Below are 18827 nucleotides of genomic sequence, written 5' to 3'. Positions count from 1 at the left end.
ATCCAACGGCCGTACCTCCTTTATGGGGATACGGCCGTTGCCGTTTCAGACAGGGAGTCCCACTATATTTTTGCATCAAACTTTGCACGATTAACAGAAAAAACGCTACCTTTGTCTACAGAACAGAAACAAACAGATATGGAAAACAATCTTAAGATAGCCGTTGCCGGAACGGGATACGTAGCCTCAGCATTGCCACGCTGCTCAGCCAACACCACGACGTAGTGGCAGTGGACGTAGTTCAGGAGAAGGTAGACCTCATCAACCACCGCCGTTCTCCCATACAGGACGACTACATTGAGAAGTATCTTGCAGAGAAAGAGCTGCGCCTGACTGCCACCACCGACGGGGCAGAAGCCTACAGGGATGCCGATTTCGTCGTCATTGCCACTCCGACGAACTACGACCCGGTGAAAAACTACTTTGATACGCGCCACGTCGAAGAAGTAATAGAACTTGTCGGCAAGGTGAATCCGAAAGCCATTATGGTCATCAAGTCCACCATCCCTGTCGGATATACCGAAAATGTACGCCGGAAGTACGGCTACGACAACATCATCTTCGCCCCCGAGTTTCTCCGCGAGAGCAAGGCCCTCTACGACAATCTCTATCCCAGCCGCATCATCGTGGGCCGCCCCGATGGCGACAAGCGTCTCGACAAGGCAGCGCACGACTTTGCCAGCCTGCTGCAGGAAGGGGCTATCAAGAACGACATTCCCACGCTGTTCATGGGACTGACCGAGGCCGAGGCCGTGAAATTGTTTGCCAACACCTATCTTGCACTCCGTGTGAGCTATTTCAACGAGCTGGACACCTATGCCGAGGTGAAGGGACTGGACACGGCACATATCATTCAGGGTGTCTGCCTCGACCCGCGCATCGGCTCATTTTACAATAATCCATCGTTCGGATATGGTGGATATTGCCTCCCCAAAGACACCAAGCAGCTCCTTGCCAACTATAAGGATGTGCCCGAAAACCTGATTCAGGCCATTGTTGAGAGCAACCGAACACGCAAGGACTTCATTGCCGACCAAGTACTGCATCAGGCCGGATATTACGACTACTTCGACCGGGGTGACTATAGTCCCGAAGAAGAGAAGGAATGTATCATTGGCGTCTACCGACTGACAATGAAATCGAACAGCGACAACTTCCGCCAGAGTTCCATTCAGGGCGTAATGAAGCGCATAAAGGCAAAGGGAGCACAGGTCATCATCTACGAACCGACGCTCAAAGACGGTGCAACGTTCTTCGGAAGCATGGTGGTCAACGACCTCCAGACTTTCAAGCAACGCTGCCATGCCATCATTGCCAACCGATACGACCAGTCTCTCGACGACGTGAGGCAGAAAGTGTACACGCGGGATATCTTCAAACGCGACTAACCACATGCACGCCCTATCAGCATCATCAGGCAAAAAGAAGACAATGAACAAACAACGACAAGAGTCTGAACGCATCGAAGCCCTCTCGGTTTTTGAGGGAACTGAGCCGGCAAGACATTTCCGCATGCAGGTGAAGGTTACGGCTCCGCGTATCGACACCATCAACGAGGTAGTCTATGCGCAACACTTCCACAACGGCACACGCTCCCTTCACATCACGCTTTTCGTACCCAACACGAAAGAGCCCAAGCCCTGCGTGGTCTATTTCCCCGGTGGCGGCTTCACCACCTCCGACTACGGGAAATGGAGCCGGCTCCGAATGTCTCTCGCACTCGAAGGTTTCGTGGTGGCAGCCGTGGAGTACAGGGCCATTCCCGACCCGTTCCCGGCTATCCTCATCGACGGAAAGACAGCCGTGCGCTATCTTCGCGCCCATGCCGGGCAGTTCGGCATTGATACCGGGCGCATCGGGGTAATGGGCAATTCTGCCGGCGGCTATCTGGCGCAACTGGTAACCATGACTGCCGACGAAAAGGAGTTCGACGTCGGCGACTTCCTTGACCAGTCGTCTGCCGTACAGGCCTGCTGCGACGTTTTCGGTCCAACCGACTTGGCATCGCTGGACGAAGGATTCCCTCCCGAGGCCCACGAATACCACAAGTCGCCCAGTGCAACCGAAGCCCTTCTGCTCAACGGCGTAACCTATGGGCACAACCAAAGCTACGACATACACGAAGACTTGGAACGGGCACGGTGGGCAAGTCCGATGGGACATCTTAAACCGGGGCTTCCGCCCTTCCTCATCATGCACGGAACAGCCGACAGAATGGTCTCAAAATGCCAGAGCGACCATCTTTTCGAAGCCCTGAAAGGTCTCCATGTACCTGTAGACTACATAGAATTGGAAGATGCCGGACATGGCGACGACCATTGGTTTCAGCAGCCTGTCATTGATATCATCGTCAATTGGTTCAGCCGGCAGCTACAGAATAAAAGATTTTAGATATGGCTGCATATACAAAACACATCACATACACTTCTCTCATCATTCATAACAAAAAGCCTTTAGCCGGACGAATGGCACCTCATGAAAAGAAAAATTCACCTTACTAAGATTATTTTTTTCAGGAACCAAACATTTAACCAGGAATTTTATTTATCTTTGCAGTTGAACTTCCAGTACACCTGCGTGCAGGTGTATGCCATAAAGAGTTCTACTTTTAAAAAGAGCGTTTGATATATTGTCCCGTGTTCAGAATCTGCAAAATTCAACTACCGGGGATGATAGACAGTACGCTCACGCTTGGGACTATTGTACCCTTTCCCAAGGGCATGATATACCTCAATGCGTGGGCTATTGTTTGTTGTTTAGGTAGTGGGTATTGCAGAACCTTGAACACAACAACATTCAGTAGTTCCCACGCTTTTCCATTTAATATAATTACCAGCCGCTTGCTTCAGGGAAACAGTCAGCAAACCTATAAAGCCCAACTAATTCATATATGTTGATGCTATTATTAAAGATTTCATTCAACTTAAATAACATTCTAAAGCAAGTACATTATGAAAAAGAATTAAATTATAACTGCTCTTTCTGTTATTGTAACTCTGTTGATTGGTTATATCATAGGGGATAGGTTTCATTTTACAAAAACAGACAAGGGAAATAGTAAGTATATTCGGCAAGATGATGACAAATATAAAAACAACACAAAAGCCGAATCTCCTAGAAACACTGCAATAGATTTTTCTGACGAAAGAACCTACCAAATAAACGAAGAAACTTTTCTCACTTTATTTTCAGACCATACCGGCATGCTTAATGATGATGACAATATAACATTAAACTGGAAGATAATCGAAGATAAAATTAACGGAGAGATGATTCGCTGCATCTATATATTCCGTAACAGAGATACCTCCGACTCGGCTTTCATAATCTCTGAGGATGGACGCATACAGAGATTGTGGTTGGGGCTAAATGATTTTATGATGGGAACAATTGGAAAAGTTGAAGGAAGAATTTCAGCAAGGATATTTTGTAAGGCTGTAAAGGTTTCACTTAAAATACATCCAGACAACTGGATGAAATGCAAATATAAAGACGGAGTAAATACATAATAAATAATATTTTTCTTTTACCAAAATACAAAATAATGAAAACCAGATTACATTCTGATTATAGACGATGGCCTTCGTCCCCATATATCCGTCCATAGACAAAACTTCAACACCTTTTTATTAATCATGGAGAAGACTTTCCATGCTAATCATTCTTTTATTTCATCTTTTATTCCGATATTTGCAGCCTCAACAACGACCTGAACATATATGGAGATATACATAATACGAAAGAAATCAGGGAGCAGAAAGGAATTAGGCAGACAACTGATTACACTTAACAGCGACCCGGAAACATTATTTGACATCCTTCACGACCTCACCCGGCAAGGCCTGATAGCAGCACAGGCACAACCAGACAATACGGCCTTTACTGATGACGAGATAGTATCGCAGGCAGAAGAGGGACGCATCAGACTTGCCGAAGGCTATGGAGAAAATTACGATACGTTGGAAAAAGCCTTGCAACGCACCTTGCAGGCATACGAGGACAGTCTCTTCCGCGTATTCATCGACGGCGAGGAAGCCGACTCACTGGATGCCCCGATAGCCTTGGACGACGGTTCCGAGGTGGTTTTCCTGCGGATGACAATGCTGACGGGGCTGTATTTCGCGTTCTGAACGCTTGAGGACCGAACTTTAAGAATGGAAGTCCGGCCTTTGGACATTGGCCTTTCCTCATTGGGATATAAGGCATGGCACATGCCCCTGCCGCACATGCAGAACCCCGGAAAAGACACGGGAAAACAGGGCTTCCCGAAGGCCTGAAATTTACATACGGTTAGCGGAAAATTTCTAACCGTATATAAATTTTTTTCTAACCGCTTCCCCGTAAATTTCTAACCGTATATAAATTTTCCGCTAACCGTATGTAAATTTTCCGCCCTCCGCAAACGCTTTTTCCACTCGCCGCAAACGGCTTTCCGGCCGGCCCGAACCCGGCCTTTTTCCGCCCACGGGCAGCACTCCCCCGGGCGCGCGCCCCCTGCGGCATGGATGACACATCCGCGCCCCGACCACCTTCCGGAAAGACAGAGAAAGGCTGATTATGAAAACCAGCCCCGACCTGCCGGCACGCTGCCGTTACCCCCCGGATGATTTTCCGAAAGAACAGACGACGCTCCCCAGCAGGCTGTTATCGTAGAATTATACCCAAAACAAATAGTCAGATTTCTTTTTTCTGCTAAAAACGGCAGAGATATGAAATAATAAAGGAATTTGTGTTATCTTTGCATTAAATAAAACAAAAATCCGAATGGAACAGAAAAAACGTATAGACTGCTTCCTGCCTTGTGCCCAGACGGGCGATGTGTTGCCATTGGTAGCACAGTTGCAGGAACAGGGGTCGGTCAGCCACATATACCTCATAGCCACCACGGCAGAAGCAGACGACAGCCTCCTGCCCGAGAATGTCAGCCTGCTGACAACCGACAGCCTGCTTTCTACACAGACGATGAAGCAGATGGCGGAACAGACAACGGCAGACTACGCCCTCTTCTATCTGAAAGCAGAACCGCTCACACTGGGCTACCATGCCCTTGACCGGATGCTGACGGTAGCCGACGACACTCAGTCGGCAATTCTGTATTCTGACCACTATACGGTCAGGGACGGACAGACGGAGCGACATCCCGTGATAGACTATCAGCAGGGCAGTCTCCGCGACGACTTCGACTTCGGGTCGCTGCTACTGATTCGGGGCGAGGCGATGAGAGAGTTCGGCCGTGAACATTCGCCCATAGCCTACACATACGCCGGATGGTACGCCCTGCGGCTTTGGCTGTCGCGCCATGGCCGACTGTTCCATCTGAACGAATATCTCTATACAGAAGAAGAAAAAGACCTGCGCACGAGTGGTGAAAAGCAATTCGACTACGTAAATCCGCGCAACCGGGAAGTGCAGAAGGAAATGGAATGGGCGGTTACCAAGCACCTTGAAGAACTCAATGCACTCATTGACACGAGACAATATGCACAGCCCGACTTCGACAGCGAGACTTTCTCCGTAGAGGCTTCGGTGGTCATTCCCGTCTTCAACCGAGAGAAAACCATCCGCGATGCCGTTACCTCCGCCTTAAGTCAGCAAACATCGTTCGGCTATAACGTCATCGTGGTAGACAACCATTCCACCGACAACACGACTGCCATACTCCGTGAGTTGGCGGCACAGGACAGCCGCCTCGTCCACCTCATTCCCCGGCGCAGAGACCTCGGCATTGGCGGATGCTGGAACTACGCCATCGACGATGCACGCTGCGGACGCTTTGCCGTTCAGCTCGACAGCGACGACCTATACTCTTCCGGGGAGACACTGCAAAAGATTGTCAATGCCTTCCATGCCCAAAAGGCTGCAATGATTGTAGGCTCTTACAGGATGTGCGACTTCGACCTCAACACACTGCCGCCCGGACTCATAAACCATGCCGAATGGACAGAAGATAACGGCTGCAACAACGCCCTGCGCATCAATGGACTCGGTGCACCACGCGCCTTCTTCACGCCATTGGCGCGCAAGATTCAGTTTCCCAACACCAGTTATGGTGAAGACTATGCGATGGGGCTGGCCTTCAGCCGCCGCTTCCGCATCGGACGAATATACGATGAACTCTACCTCTGCCGGCGATGGGGAGGCAACAGCGATGCCGCACTAAGCATAGAAAAGATAAATGCCAACAACCTTTATAAGGACAGACTGCGTTCCGTAGAGCTTGCAGCCCGTCAGCGGCTCAATGCCAACGGAAAGGAGGAAGAAGGAGGTCGCCTCGACCGTTTTTTTCGTTTGCAGTTAGCACAATGGCAGGATGCCGCACAAAGATTCGACAATCTCCAACATGTACAGGTGCGACGGCTGAACAACCTCAGCGTGCAGTTCAATCCGGAACGGATTGTCAGCACGGGAGCAAAGACAGATAAGGCTGCGATTGCACAACGACCATGCTTCCTCTGTGCCAAAAACCGGCCACAGGAACAGATGGTACAGCCTTTTGATGATTGTTTTGACATTCTCGTCAATCCATTCCCCATCCTCCCCCTCCATTTCACCATTCCGGCACGACAGCATCAACAGCAGGCCATCCGGGGCTACTACATGGAGATTCACCGACTACTGGCTGCCTACCCCGACCTGATGGTATTCTATAACGGGCCAAAGTGTGGGGCCAGTGCACCTGACCATCTGCATTTTCAGGCAGGAACGAGCGGTATATTGCCTTTGCAGAAAAACTGGACGCAATTCAGCAAGCGTACAGAGACGCTTTGGCAGCTTAACAATGAGGAGTACATCGCCCGGCTGACGGACTACTCCTGCCCCGCCGTCGTCGTCAGAAGCCGCAGCGAGCAGACCGACAGTCTGCTGTTCCAAAAGGTTTATGATGCCCTGCCGATGCAGGATGGCGATACCGAGCCAATGATGAACATTGTGGCATGGCGCGATGGGAGCGACTATATCTCAGTAGTTTTCCCACGCCGCAAGCACCGTCCCGACTGCTACTATGCCGAGGGCGATGAACAATACCTCGTCAGTCCCGGTGCACTGGATATGGCGGGACTGACCATTACGCCCCGACAGACCGACTACGAACGTATGACGGCACAGCGACAGGAGGAAATACTGCGTGAGGTTACTCTGACCGAAGAGCAGATGACGGCCTTTACCCGTCGCCTTTCCTCCAAAAACAGAACGGAAACAAGCCACGAACCGACAATAACGGTCGGCATAGTGAGTGCCGACGAGCTGCATTTCCGCCTCAATGAAGCCTATACCGTCTCCCCGTCTCCACTTTCTCCACTCTACATGCTGCAACAGCAGGCCATTCTTCCGACCTCCTCTCACACCGTAACCTTTGCTGACGGACAACTGCAATGGGACGGGAAAGCCTATACAGAGCTGTATTTTGCTCCCCAAACGCCCGATGCCTCCTTTACAATTGACGACGTAACCATCGGTGTCAACTTTCATTGGGAGCGGAAAGAGGCACAGACTTTCCTCGGTGCACTCCGGCTGACGGTGGCAGACGGAAAGGTGCTTGCCATCAACGAGCTTCCTGTAGAAACCTATCTGACAAGTGTCATTTCCAGTGAAATGAGTGCGACCTCATCGTTGGAGCTTCTGAAAGCCCACGCTGTGATTTCCAGAAGTTGGTTGCTTGCCCAAATGGAAAAGCGGAAATCTCCCAACAGCTCTACTAACAAGAAAGTATCCATTATCCGAACTGACGACGAACTGACCCGATGGTACGACCGCGAAGACCATACACGTTTTGACGTCTGTGCTGATGACCATTGCCAACGCTATCAGGCATCACCAAAGCGGCCAATCCACATGTTGCCGAGGCAATCCTACAGACCCGGGGCGAAGTAATATATGCCGACGGAGCTATCTGCGATGCCCGTTTCAGCAAGTGCTGTGGCGGTGCAACAGAAGAGTTCCAGTATTGTTGGGAGAATATACGGAAACCTTATCTTGTCGCTTTCGCTGACAGCAAATCGGCAACTCGCCTACCCGACCTTGCCAATGAGGAAGAAGCACGCCGTTGGATTCTCGCTGCTCCTGCTGCTTTCTGCAACACCCATGATGCCAAAATATTGCGGCAGGTACTCAACGACTACGACCAAGAGACACTGGACTTCTACCGATGGACGGCAGACTACACCCAAACAGAACTTTCCCAACTCATAGCGAAGAAGACTGGTATCAACTTTGGCAGCATTGTTGACCTCATTCCACTTTCGAGAGGAAAGAGTGGGCGTATCTATCGCCTGAGAATCGTCGGTTCAGAACATTCGCTCGTCATTGGCAAGGAACTTGAAATCCGACGTGCGTTAAGTACATCGCACCTTTACAGCTCTGCCTTCGTAGTAGAAAAAGGCAATGTTGTTGATGGTATTCCCCAGTCTTTCCACCTCACGGGAGCTGGATGGGGACACGGTGTAGGCCTCTGCCAAATTGGTGCAGCCGTAATGGGCGAACAAGGCTATCGGTACGACGAAATCCTTCACCACTATTACAAGGGCGTAGACATCAAGGAAGCATATTAGGCAAAAGACCACGACAGACTTAACACCTCCGGACGACTGGAGAAATAAAACCGTTCTGGAGTCCCGAACAAATAACAACAACTATAATGGCAGAAGAAATCATCAACGGAATACCCATTCCCAACTGGCGCAAGAGCCATTGGTTGTGGCTGCCCACGCTCTATCTGACGCGTGGACTACCTTATGTGGTGGCCCTGTTGGTGTCGTTGGTGTTCTTCAATCGGATGGGGCGGTCGAACGGGACAATAGCCCTAAACACGTCGTGGCTTCTGATTCCTTTCATTCTCCGCCCTTGGATAGGACGCATAGTGTCTGCCTACCTGTCTAAAAGAGTTTGGATTCTGCTAATGGAAGCCATTATCGGACTGGGATTGGTGGGCATCAGCCAGGCTATATCATCGCCTCATTGGTTTCTCCTTACCATGCTTGGATTTCAAGGAATAGCCATTGCCGGAGCCTTACACGATGTGGGCATATCCCGTTTTTTCAATACGTGTATGAAAAAACAACACAACCACAGAATCTCCAACGTTTGCGTGCTCTGCTATCTCTTATCTATAGTCTTCTTTTTGGGCGTTCCTGTCATGGTCGCAGGTAACTTGGAAGTGCTCAACCGAGGTGTCCGCACATCATGGACAACCACTTTCCGCCTGTTGGCAGCAGGTCAGTTTCTCCTCCTCATCTACCATGCCATTATCCTGCCACAGCCCAAAGACAAGCCATCCATACCACTGCGGAACGGACTGACAAGACGCTGGTGGCGCGAAACAAAGGCAGGATTCATGGCACACCCCCACTATCTGACTACGCTGACATTCCTTTCGCTCTACCTGATACCCGAAGGAATGTTTCTGCGCATTGCCCCTCTCTTCCTGATAGACCCCGGAAGCAATGGCGGACTGAGCCTATCGCCTCAGGAATTAGGTCTGGTGCAAGGGTCGGTCGGAGCTTTCTCACTCATCTTTGGCTATTTTTTCGGCGGGATGGCTATATCGCGCTATGGGCTAAGACGATGCCTTTTCCCTATGACGGTAGCCCTCACAGTGCCCAAACTGCTGTTCATCTACCTTAGCTACAACTTTGTCTCCACCCTGTCCATTATTAATATATGTGTCATCATAGAACAATCGGGACTGGGCTTTGGGATAATGGCATACGGAACATTCCTCACATCATTCACACAGGGAAAGTATTCCATCTTCAAACATTCACTTGGAATGGCTATTGCCGCCTTTTCGCTGATGACATCGGGATGGTTTACGGGCTTTTTACAGGAACAAGTGGGCTACCGCCACTTCTTCGTCCTCGTCGCCATTGCCAATATTCTTCCATTTATTGTAGCCTACCATACACAGGCCTGTCTTGAGACAGAAGCCGGAAAAACATCTTAGCCTACTGCCATCATCATTTTCCGGGTATTCCGCTTTGTCCATACCAAATATGAAATAAATAAAATAACACGCCGATTATTTGGTAATTACGAAAAGATGGGCTATATTTGCAAACCAGTTTTTAAAAAACTGACAGAGGAAGAAATATGTACAAGCAGGAAGAACTCCTCGCCCAACATTCTGAACTCCTCTATTCATCATGGGCTTGTTTGGATTTGACGGCAAGACGAGATGGTACGTAAGCACGCGGAGCGTCGGTGGCTGGCTCCTTAATCTCAGTTATCAAAAAATTAATTGGCGAAAACAATTACGCTCTCGCTGCCTAACCGAAGTACAGTAGGTTACTGGCTTTATCCGGCTATTAGATAGTTGGACGAGACATTGCTCCGAGGATGTTGTTCCGAATCCGGAGATTAAGCGATGCAGGTTAAATCGGAAATAGTTCGGCTGTGCCTCGCCGGTCGGATGAAATTTTAGAGGATAAGACATCGGTTGGTGGTTCAGGTCTTGCCGATGTACGAAAATCGAAGGCTGAAATAAACGTGTAGAAAGCGTATGGTTTCCTTGTGCGGACGTGGGTTCGACTCCCACCAGGTCCACTTCTTATTACTCTGAGCAAGAGATAGTACGAAGAGAAGAAAAGCATAATTGCCGTAACTTGTATAAGTTACGGCAATTATTTGTTTTTATCTGTTCTGTCTCAGATAACTTGTAACAAGTATTCTGCCTTTTTCGGAAGAATACAAACAGGCGAAAATCCTTTATTTTTCGGATTTCCGCCTGTTTTTCAATGGGGTGGAAGGTGGGACTCGAACCCACGACATTCAGAACCACAATCTGACGCTCTAACCAACTGAACTACGTCCACCGTATTACTTGCTCTTAAAAAGCGAGTGCAAAGATACGGGTTTAAGTTGGTTCTTCCAAATAATTCCCGTACTTTTTTTCGTCTTATCCGTTATTTTGCCGGAGCAGATGGAGCTGCCGGAGCTTTTTGAGCACCACCTTGAGCAGCAGGAGCAGCCTGCTTCTGCTGACTTGCACCAAAGTTAGGCAAGTTGTTAGGATTGGTTGTACTGCCTTCGGTAGCGGCCTTCTCTATAACACTCCCGTCAGTAGTAGCAGAAGGAACAACGTATGCCGTAGCCACGCTGATAACTACCATTGCAACAGCCAGACCCCATGTAGCTTTCTCTATAAAATCGGTAGTCTTACGAACGCCCATAATAGCATTGGAAGACGAGAAGTTAGAGGAAAGGCCACCACCTTTTGATTCTTGAATCAATACAATGCCAATCATCAGGATGGCTGCAATGACGATAAGGATTATTAATAACAGGTACATTTCGTGTATTATTTTTTATTATTGTTTATTATCAATTTCTCCAAAAAACGGATTTGGTCTGCAAAGTAACGATTTTTTTTCGGATATACCAAATTTAATCGCTGAATTATTTCCAAAGCCTTTGAATATCTTCCCTGTTTGATATAGATACGTGCCAAGGTCTCGGTAAAGTATCCAGAATCTTCGCTTTCGGCATCTTCAACCGGCTCTTCCAACTCCGGTTCGTATTCCGTCTCTTCCTGAAGGGTCATCTTTCCCCCTTCCTTGATAATAAAGTCATCAATAAGACTCTGACCTTTCATTTCCGGTGCATCCTGCTCCTGTTCGTTCTCTGTTTCCAACAGATAGGCCACATAGTCTACCGTGGCATCGGCAGGCGTCGGCTTCCGATGCTTTTCTTCAGGCTTTGAATCGTCTTTGGGAATCTGCTCAAGGAAACTGTCTATGAGCGATACGGTACGGTCGGAAGTCTTTTCTGCGTTCTTTTCAGGCTCAACTGACTGACGAAGTGGAGACGCAGACGACTTTTGCGACTTGGACTCACGCTTCGGCTGTGGACGTAACTGGTAGTGGGCGGCTTCAACAAGATTGAAAAGTACCCGGCGGTCGGTAATATAGACCGATGCACGGCGCAGTTCCTCGTCGAAGGTTGAATCATGGAGCAGGAAAAGATTCTGCAACAACAGTAACCGTGCCGGCTGATAATAAGGATAGAGCGCGAGAAGGCTCCGGAGGTCGTAAAGGGTCTCCTTGTTCAGCTCTTCGGGATGATTAATGAGATACGCTATATCCATAATTTGGGCAATGACTATTAATGATTACCAGTTGGCAACCGTGGCATTGAAGATTTGATCGGTCAAATCCTTGACCATCTGCCGTACAAGCTCTTCCTGCACGCTGTTCAGACTCTTTGTGCTCTCATAGCTTGCGGTAGCCGTAAACTCTCTTTCAAAGTCTTCGTTATGATTGGTATTGTTGACGAACCGTACGCTGACCGTCATTGAAAGCTCGGTCTGGGCGGAATATCCTTCGCTTGATACGCTTTTGTTACGTTGCTGATACTGTGTAATCTCGCCTTCTATCTTCATGTCTCCATTGCGTTTCACCTGCTGGAGACGCGTATGATTGGCAAAGATGTCTTTCAACTCGTTGTTGAACATCGGAGCATCGGCCCCCAGACATAGGTGGCACGGATAGGAAAGTCGGCTATCTGTATGGTATGTACCTTGGTATAGTCTATGCTTGCCCCGTTAAACTTGTAGCTGACCGAGCAGGAAGCCATGCAGAGAAGGCAGACGGCACAGGCAAAGCCTGCCCCTTGCAAGCGAATGAAGCGTTTAAGCATTGTCAAGTCCATACAATTTGATTCTTCTGTATAAGGTTCTGTCGCTGATACCGAGTTCCTGTGCGGCTTTCTTCCTGTTTCCGCCGTTGCGTTCAAGAGCTTTCTCTACCATCTGCTTGCCCACATCGTTGAGATTGAGGGTCTCCGGCTCGGATATTTCTTCAGCCTCGGCATCTTCTACCAAATCCACCTGCCGCTTTATAGGGGCAGCCGGCAGCGTGTTCGACGATTTGGAGGGAATGGGCTGAAAGCCCGCCGCCCCGTTCAGCTGCCGGCTCTCTTCCAGCTGCTTGCGCACGTTGTTGAGGTCGCGCCGCAGGTCGCTGACGTTTCCGCGCAGCTCGTAGAGTATCTTATAAAGAATGTCGCGCTCGCTTTCGTAAGTGTGGCTGCCCCCTGCTCCCTGCACGACTGCCAGCTGCGTCGTCTCCATATCCCGGGGAATGAAGTGCGTCAGCATCTCGGCCGTAATCTCGCGCTGCTCACTGAGGACAGACATCTGCTCGGTTATGTTCTTCAGCTGGCGTACATTGCCGGGCCACTTATAATGGAGCATTATCTGCTTGGCATCCTCTGCCAACGTTATTTTAGGGAGACGGTACTTGTCTGCCATTTGCAGCGCAAAGAGGCGGAACAGAAGCAGAATGTCATCGCCGCGGTCGCGAAGTGGCGGCATCTGAATAGGGATGGTATTGAGACGATAGAACAAATCTTCGCGGAACTTCCCCTCGCTGATGGCCTTGCGCATGTTGACGTTGGTTGCTGCCACGATGCGCACGTCGGTCTTGCGGATTTCCTGACCGCCTACGCGGATGTATTCGCCCGTTTCCAGCACGCGCAGAAGACGTGCCTGCGTAGCCATAGGCAGCTCCCCCACTTCGTCAAGGAAGATGGTGCCCTTGTTGGCAATGCCGAAATAGCCCTCACTCTCGCCAACGGCACCCGTAAACGAGCCTTTCTCATGTCCGAAAAGTTCGCTGTCAATCGTTCCTTCCGGAATGGAACCGCAGTTGATGGCAAAGTATTTCTCACGGCGGCGGGGTGAATTGTCGTGTATGACACGCGGAATAATCTCCTTACCGACACCGCTCTCTCCGATAATGAGCACGGAAAGGTCGGTCGGTGCCACCTGCAGGGCGACATCAAGGGCACGGTTCAGTCCGCTATGGTTACCTACTATATTGTAGCGTTGCTTGACGCGTTGGAGTTCTTTATCGTTCATTATGGCTGACAAAATTACCGATTTATTTCGAGAAGTCTGCAATTTTGGCAGTTTTTAACAACGACTGCGCGAGTCCGGGATAAAAACAAACTCTCAGGCTGTGGGCAAGAAACACTATCGTATCCGCACACCATACCACACTTCACAGACAACAAACGCACCATCCTTTAGGATATAATAGATAATGGCAAAATTACCAACCGATGGTAATCGAATTACCAACCGATGGTAATCGGATTACCAACCGATGGTAATTCAATTACCAAGCGGTGGTAATAAACTCCGGCCAAAGAGGTTATCTACGGCATCCCGCTTCCTGATTTCTCTAAAGACTTTTAGGGACTAAACGGATATATTCTCCCCGTTATGCTATATGCGTTCCGGCTTCTTCCGACTTGCCTGATCCTACCCGCAGGCATGGCAACGGAACTTTCCCCCAACTCTGCAAACGACGAACGGGGATACACAGGAAAGCCTACTTTAACTGTGTCGCTTCTCCAACTTTATCAGCAGCAAGCCGATGGCAGTCCATATCAGCTCGCGGATGCGGACAATGAGTGCGACGAAGATGCCGGCACTCGCAGTCAGCCCCAAAGCCGAAACCGACATCAGGAAACCTCCCTCCCGGCCGCCCAGCTGCAAGGGCATGAAAAAAAGCATATTGGCAAAGAGCGTCGTAAAGGCTATGACAAGAATACAATCAATATAGTTGACACTTGGAAACAACACCAACAGGATGAAGAACACTTCCAACGCGCTGCAGATACGGCAGAGCAGCTCGCTCAGGACAACCAGCACGAAAGTCTTAGGGGTTTGGTTGTGCAGGGCAGCTATCTGCTGGTCTATCTTTCCCAATTGCCCGGAATGGGCCTCAATGTATCCCCGTGCCCATCTCCTTACGCCGGGAATGTGGCGCAGAAGGTTCATCGCACGGACGGCAAGTCCCTTTCTGTAGCCCGAAAGAAAGAACCATATCGCTGCCAGACAGAAAGTTCCGACCAGCGACAACAGCGTGCCCATCAGCAGATTTACGGGACGCGTGAGAACAAAAAGCGCACACGAAAGCAACCAGAACCAAAAATGGCTGAATATGTGTGTCATCACGAAGAGCAATACCGACGAGGCGGCTCGCTCCGTGCCTATCCGCGGAGCAAGCTCCATGATGCGGTAAGGCTCTCCGCCCATCAGTCCGCCGGGAGTGGCATAATTGAGCGCAAAGCCCGACACGGAAATCTTGTAGAGCCACCAGAACGGTATCCTCACACGTACTGCCCCCTCCGCCTTTTCCTGACTGCGGATAATGATATACCATGAAGCCGTATTGAAAATGTAAAGGAACGCCCAAAGCGCGACAACGGCAAAGAACCAGTAGCCGGCATGCTGCAGTCCCTGCCACACCTCGGCAAAGTCGAGCTGCGTAACCATGACCACGAGCACGACAATACCGAAGATAAAAAAGGCGTTCTGATACTTCTTGTCCATAGCAATATCCCGATAGCAGTCCCGGAAACGGGAAAGTGTCATTGAAAATGTATCTTCCGCAGAGACGGATGCCCCCGCTTATCCGACAGACCCGATAAATGGAAGCAGACAGACGGGAGCATCTGTCCCTACAGTTACGTAGTTTCTGCGTGCGGAGAAGTCCGCGCGGCAATTCTATTCTCCGCTCTTCTGCTCCTCACGGTGATTGTTGCGCGGTGTGCGGTCGTCTCTGCGCTTGGGTATGGCGAAACGCACCTTGTCGCTTTCGTCCCGTTTCTCCTTATAAAGCTTGGGCAGCGGATTGTCCATCGGCTCGTCATATTCTTCCCGGTGGCGGAATATGTCAATGGCAAGATAGATAGCATGGCGGAGGGGCTGCTCGTCTGCAATGCCCTTTCCGGCTATGTCGTATCCTGCGGAAAGTTCCGGGGCGGTGCGGACAAGGGGAAGTCCTGCCAGATAGTTGACACCGTCGTTGCAAGAGAACGAACGGAACGGTGTAAGGCCTTGGTCGTAATACATTGCCAAGACTCCGTCAAACTGCTCTACGGAGAAGTCGCCGAAGAACTTGTCTGCGGCATACGGGCCGAACGCCTGAACGCCATTCTCCGACAATTCTTCTATGGCAGGGAGAATGACTTCCTGCTCTTCAGAACCCAACAGACCGTTATCGCCTGCCTTCGGATTGAGGGCAAGCACGGCTATACGTGGATTGGATATGCGGAAATCGCGGCGCAGTGCGTTGAAGAGCGTAGTGGCTTTCTGCCTGACGCTCTCTGCCGTGACAGATTCTGCCACCTGCTTCAGCGGCAAATTGCGCGTTGCGAGTGCTACGCGCATCCGCTCGTTGACCAATAGCGACAGTCCCTGCTCCTCAACCTCAAGATGGTCTTCTATGTAACGGCTCTGCCCGCTGAAATGAAACTGCTCGTTGTTGTCCATCGGAGCTGTAACCAAGACGTCGTAGGCTCCCTCACGATAGTCGGCCAAGGCACGGTCGATGGCTTTCAGTCCTGCCGTACCCGATTCCTCGGTAGGCTGTCCGAGTTCTACCTTTATTTCCTCGTCGAACACGGGCAGGAAGTTCACCCGTCCGTCCTTCACCTCCGACGCATCCGCCACAATGGTAAAATTGGCTTCTATGCCGAGCGCGTTGCGGTGATAGGTCGCAACTTTGGGCGAGCCATATATTATAGGTGTGCAAAGCTCGAGCATCTCCGGCTCGGCAAAAGTCTTGAAGATGAGTTCATATCCTATGCCGTTGGTATCGCCGTGTGTGATGGCTACGCGGATTTTTCTATTTTCGTTCATTGTTGTTGAGTTTATGTTGAATGGACAGAGACCTGTCCTATTTGTTTAATATCTTATCAATGTTAAAGACTGCCGGTATAAGAACCTCTTTCCCAGCCCTTTGCCAATCGGAAGAATATTATCCGATAGTCCTCCACTGCCGTTTCAGAATGACGGACGGAACCTATCCATTTCCTACATGTTGGGCTTTTGAATGGTGTAGAGGGCCGCTTCCAGCCGTCGGAGGAGGTTCCGCTTCTTGCTCCCGGGAGCGAACAGGAAAGCCTCAACAACCAACTGGCGGTTGCCCTTGGCAAGTTTCGTGGGCAGATAGGCTACGAACGGCCCACCCATGACATCGTTCCGCATCTCCCACAAGCCACGGTAAGTGGTGGACAATCCGGGCCTGACCTCTTCCCGCTCCACTATCGCTGTCGAGACGTACATTCCGGCCCGTTCTCCGGGAATGTTCCGCTGCATCACGCTGTCGCGCTGCTGCCGGAAATTCTTCTCCTTATTTATAGTATAGAGCATATACTTGCCATTCCCGTATTGGCATTGTTGGATAGCCAAAGGAAGTCCTGCTCCCGTTTACTTGAAGTCATATCGGCAGGAACGAGCATCGAAACGCCGAATGTCTTCCGTATCTTCTGCATGGCTTCCTCATTATGGTTTCGTTCCAACTGCTTCTGTATTCTATTCAGTTCTGCCCGGACAAGGAAATTAGTCAGCCGATAGCCGTTTCTTGCCAAAAAGCGTCTCAAATGCTCCATGGAAGGTGTGGTAATGCGGACAAAAGTCTGTGGCGAAGCAAAGACATCCTGCTTGCTCTGCAAGGCGGTCGTCCTGTACTGCCGTGCGTTCACATCCACTTCCACGATGTTCCGTGCCAGTCGGGCTATGCCGTTCAATCCCCTTTTGCCGGTATGCGACACGTCCATCTGCGGTTCGTCCTGCGGCAGTCCCGACATAGGCTCTGACAGAAGCGAATCAATGATTTTACCAGTGTCGCCCACCAACAGAACCTCATAGGGCCGTCCGCCGCTGTCGGGGAGTCCATTGCCCTGCCGACAGGCTGCTGCCGTCAGGGCAACAATAACCGGCAACAGCAGCCGGAGAAGTGGTCTACGCCCTGACATCGCCTGTTTTCTTCGCCGTAGAGAGGAGTCCGCAGGCAGCATAGATGTCCTGCCCCCGGCTCGCACGTATGGTGGTGAAGATTCCGTGCCCCGTCAGGTAGTCGCGGAAGGTCTCCATCTTCTTCTCGTCGGCCTCATGCAGCGGCACGTCCGGTATCTGGTGGAACCGAATCAGATTGACACGGCAATACAATCCCTTGAGCAGCTTCACGATTTCCTTGGCATGGGTCATCGAATCGTTCACTCCTCCGAAGACGATATACTCGAATGAGAGGCGACGCTGATGCGAGAAATCATAGTTCTTCAGCAGTTCTACCACCTCGGCTATCGCCATTCCCCGTTCGGCAGGCATCAGTTCCGCACGCTGTTCAGGTATGGCAGAGTGCAGACTGACGGCTACATGGCAGTCGCTCTCTTCAAGAAAACGCTTCAGCTTCTTCCTTATGCCGACACTGCTGACCGTGATGCGCTTGGGCGACCAAGCATAGCCATACTGCGCTGTCATGATTTCCGTTGCACGGAGCACGTTGTCGAGGTTGTCCATCGGTTCGCCCTGCCCCATGAAAACTATGTTTGTCAGCTTGTCGCACTCGGGCAGGGAATGTATCTGATTGAGAATGTCGGCCGCACTGAGGTTTCCCTCAAAGCCCTGCTTACCCGTCTGGCAGAAAAGGCAGTTCATCTTGCAGCTACCTGCGACGATACGCAGAGCGTGGCACGGTCGTCGTCGGGAATATAGACCGTCTCCACAAACTTTCCGTCGTCGGTTGGGAAAAGATACTTTATTGTTCCGTCTACAGAACGTTGTACGTCGATGGCCTCCCTGCAACCTACCGTATAGCTTGCCGAGAGTTTCTCGCGGTTAGCTTTCGAGATATTTGTCATCTCGTCAATCGACTTCACATGCTGTCCATAGAGCCATTTCGCCATCTGCCCCCCCGTGAAGGCAGGCATGCCGAGCGACTTGGCAACTTCTTTCAGCTCTCCAAGTGTCATCCCCAACAAGGATTTCTTTTCAGCTTCCATTCTCGTTCTCAATGCTTTGTTGCTGCAAAGATAACTAAAAA

At 50.4% G+C, this 18827-nt stretch carries 11 protein-coding genes, 1 tRNA gene, 1 other RNA gene and 4 pseudogenes; 7 read left to right on the top strand and 10 right to left on the bottom strand.

Features of this window, described 5'->3' with window-relative positions; genetic code table 11:
• Positions 1 to 138: 138 nt before the first annotated feature.
• The 7 genes and pseudogenes from JCM15908_RS12510 (at position 139) to ssrA (ending at position 10539) form a co-directional block, all read left to right on the top strand.
• Positions 139 to 1388: pseudogene (locus tag JCM15908_RS12510) on the top strand (nucleotide sugar dehydrogenase).
• Positions 1389 to 1431: 43 nt separating this feature from the next.
• Entirely contained in the window at positions 1432 to 2391 is a 960-nt protein-coding gene (locus tag JCM15908_RS05425; RefSeq protein ID WP_025002580.1) for an alpha/beta hydrolase, read from the top strand.
• A 608-nt stretch (positions 2392 to 2999) separates the two neighbouring features.
• Positions 3000 to 3509: a hypothetical protein gene (locus JCM15908_RS05420; RefSeq protein ID WP_025002579.1), complete on the top strand. Its 510-nt coding sequence runs from the start codon at positions 3000 to 3002 to the stop codon at positions 3507 to 3509.
• Positions 3510 to 3719: 210 nt separating this feature from the next.
• Positions 3720 to 4130, top strand: coding sequence for a hypothetical protein (locus tag JCM15908_RS05415; protein ID WP_025002578.1), 411 nt, complete (start codon positions 3720 to 3722; stop codon positions 4128 to 4130).
• Between the two features lie 634 nt (positions 4131 to 4764).
• Positions 4765 to 8546, top strand: a pseudogene (locus JCM15908_RS14355) (DUF4922 domain-containing protein).
• A gap of 86 nt (positions 8547 to 8632) precedes the next feature.
• Positions 8633 to 9937, top strand: coding sequence for an MFS transporter (locus tag JCM15908_RS05395; RefSeq protein ID WP_025002577.1), 1305 nt, complete (start codon positions 8633 to 8635; stop codon positions 9935 to 9937).
• Between the two features lie 201 nt (positions 9938 to 10138).
• Positions 10139 to 10539, top strand: a transfer-messenger RNA (tmRNA) gene (gene ssrA / locus JCM15908_RS14350).
• Between the two features lie 189 nt (positions 10540 to 10728).
• Here the strand turns inward: ssrA and JCM15908_RS05390 are convergent.
• The 10 genes and pseudogenes from JCM15908_RS05390 to rlmN all read right to left on the bottom strand — a co-directional run bounded on the left by JCM15908_RS05390 (position 10729) and on the right by rlmN (position 18786).
• Positions 10729 to 10805, bottom strand: a tRNA-His gene (locus tag JCM15908_RS05390).
• 90 nt (positions 10806 to 10895) lie between these two features.
• On the bottom strand, positions 10896 to 11282 hold the full coding sequence (gene secG / locus JCM15908_RS05385; RefSeq protein WP_025002576.1) for a preprotein translocase subunit SecG: 387 nt from the start codon (positions 11280 to 11282) through the stop codon (positions 10896 to 10898).
• An 8-nt stretch (positions 11283 to 11290) separates the two neighbouring features.
• Entirely contained in the window at positions 11291 to 12076 is a 786-nt protein-coding gene (locus JCM15908_RS05380) for a DUF8458 domain-containing protein (protein WP_025002575.1), read from the bottom strand.
• Between the two features lie 24 nt (positions 12077 to 12100).
• Positions 12101 to 12564 (bottom strand): annotated as a pseudogene (locus JCM15908_RS12495) (LptE family protein).
• 55 nt (positions 12565 to 12619) lie between these two features.
• Positions 12620 to 13849, bottom strand: coding sequence for a sigma-54 interaction domain-containing protein (locus tag JCM15908_RS05370; RefSeq protein WP_025002574.1), 1230 nt, complete (start codon positions 13847 to 13849; stop codon positions 12620 to 12622).
• A gap of 480 nt (positions 13850 to 14329) precedes the next feature.
• Complete coding sequence (locus tag JCM15908_RS05365) at positions 14330 to 15331, bottom strand: lysylphosphatidylglycerol synthase transmembrane domain-containing protein (protein ID WP_025002573.1); 1002 nt, start codon at positions 15329 to 15331, stop codon at positions 14330 to 14332.
• A gap of 174 nt (positions 15332 to 15505) precedes the next feature.
• Positions 15506 to 16642: a PdxA family dehydrogenase gene (locus JCM15908_RS05360; RefSeq protein ID WP_025002572.1), complete on the bottom strand. Its 1137-nt coding sequence runs from the start codon at positions 16640 to 16642 to the stop codon at positions 15506 to 15508.
• Between the two features lie 174 nt (positions 16643 to 16816).
• Positions 16817 to 17155: a DUF4837 family protein gene (locus tag JCM15908_RS15370; RefSeq protein ID WP_051530763.1), complete on the bottom strand. Its 339-nt coding sequence runs from the start codon at positions 17153 to 17155 to the stop codon at positions 16817 to 16819.
• On the bottom strand, positions 17140 to 17760 hold the full coding sequence (locus tag JCM15908_RS14095; RefSeq protein ID WP_159101311.1) for a DUF4837 family protein: 621 nt from the start codon (positions 17758 to 17760) through the stop codon (positions 17140 to 17142). The genes JCM15908_RS15370 and JCM15908_RS14095 overlap by 16 nt, the downstream gene beginning before the upstream one ends.
• A pseudogene (rlmN, locus tag JCM15908_RS12485) lies at positions 17747 to 18786 on the bottom strand (dual-specificity RNA methyltransferase RlmN). Before rlmN ends, JCM15908_RS14095 begins: the two are co-directional and overlap by 14 nt.
• Between the last annotated feature and the right edge of the window lie 41 nt (positions 18787 to 18827).

This window comes from Prevotella dentasini JCM 15908, assembly GCF_000614065.1.
Classification (GTDB): Bacteria; Bacteroidota; Bacteroidia; order Bacteroidales; family Bacteroidaceae; genus Prevotella; species Prevotella dentasini.
This window is presented reverse-complemented; position numbering and strand designations above follow the sequence as displayed.

What these genes read in the sequence shown, in the direction of transcription:
- JCM15908_RS05425 (WP_025002580.1), top strand. Translation starts at nt 1,432, where the DNA reads ATGAACAAACAACGACAAGAGTCTGAACGCATCGAAGCCCTCTCGGTT.
- JCM15908_RS05415 (WP_025002578.1), top strand. Translation starts at nt 3,720, where the DNA reads ATGGAGATATACATAATACGAAAGAAATCAGGGAGCAGAAAGGAATTA.
- JCM15908_RS05395 (WP_025002577.1), top strand. Translation starts at nt 8,633, where the DNA reads ATGGCAGAAGAAATCATCAACGGAATACCCATTCCCAACTGGCGCAAG.
- secG (WP_025002576.1), bottom strand. Translation starts at nt 11,282, where the DNA reads ATGTACCTGTTATTAATAATCCTTATCGTCATTGCAGCCATCCTGATG.
- JCM15908_RS05380 (WP_025002575.1), bottom strand. Translation starts at nt 12,076, where the DNA reads ATGGATATAGCGTATCTCATTAATCATCCCGAAGAGCTGAACAAGGAG.
- JCM15908_RS05370 (WP_025002574.1), bottom strand. Translation starts at nt 13,849, where the DNA reads ATGAACGATAAAGAACTCCAACGCGTCAAGCAACGCTACAATATAGTA.
- JCM15908_RS05365 (WP_025002573.1), bottom strand. Translation starts at nt 15,331, where the DNA reads ATGGACAAGAAGTATCAGAACGCCTTTTTTATCTTCGGTATTGTCGTG.
- JCM15908_RS05360 (WP_025002572.1), bottom strand. Translation starts at nt 16,642, where the DNA reads ATGAACGAAAATAGAAAAATCCGCGTAGCCATCACACACGGCGATACC.
- JCM15908_RS15370 (WP_051530763.1), bottom strand. Translation starts at nt 17,155, where the DNA reads ATGCTCTATACTATAAATAAGGAGAAGAATTTCCGGCAGCAGCGCGAC.
- JCM15908_RS14095 (WP_159101311.1), bottom strand. Translation starts at nt 17,760, where the DNA reads ATGTCAGGGCGTAGACCACTTCTCCGGCTGCTGTTGCCGGTTATTGTT.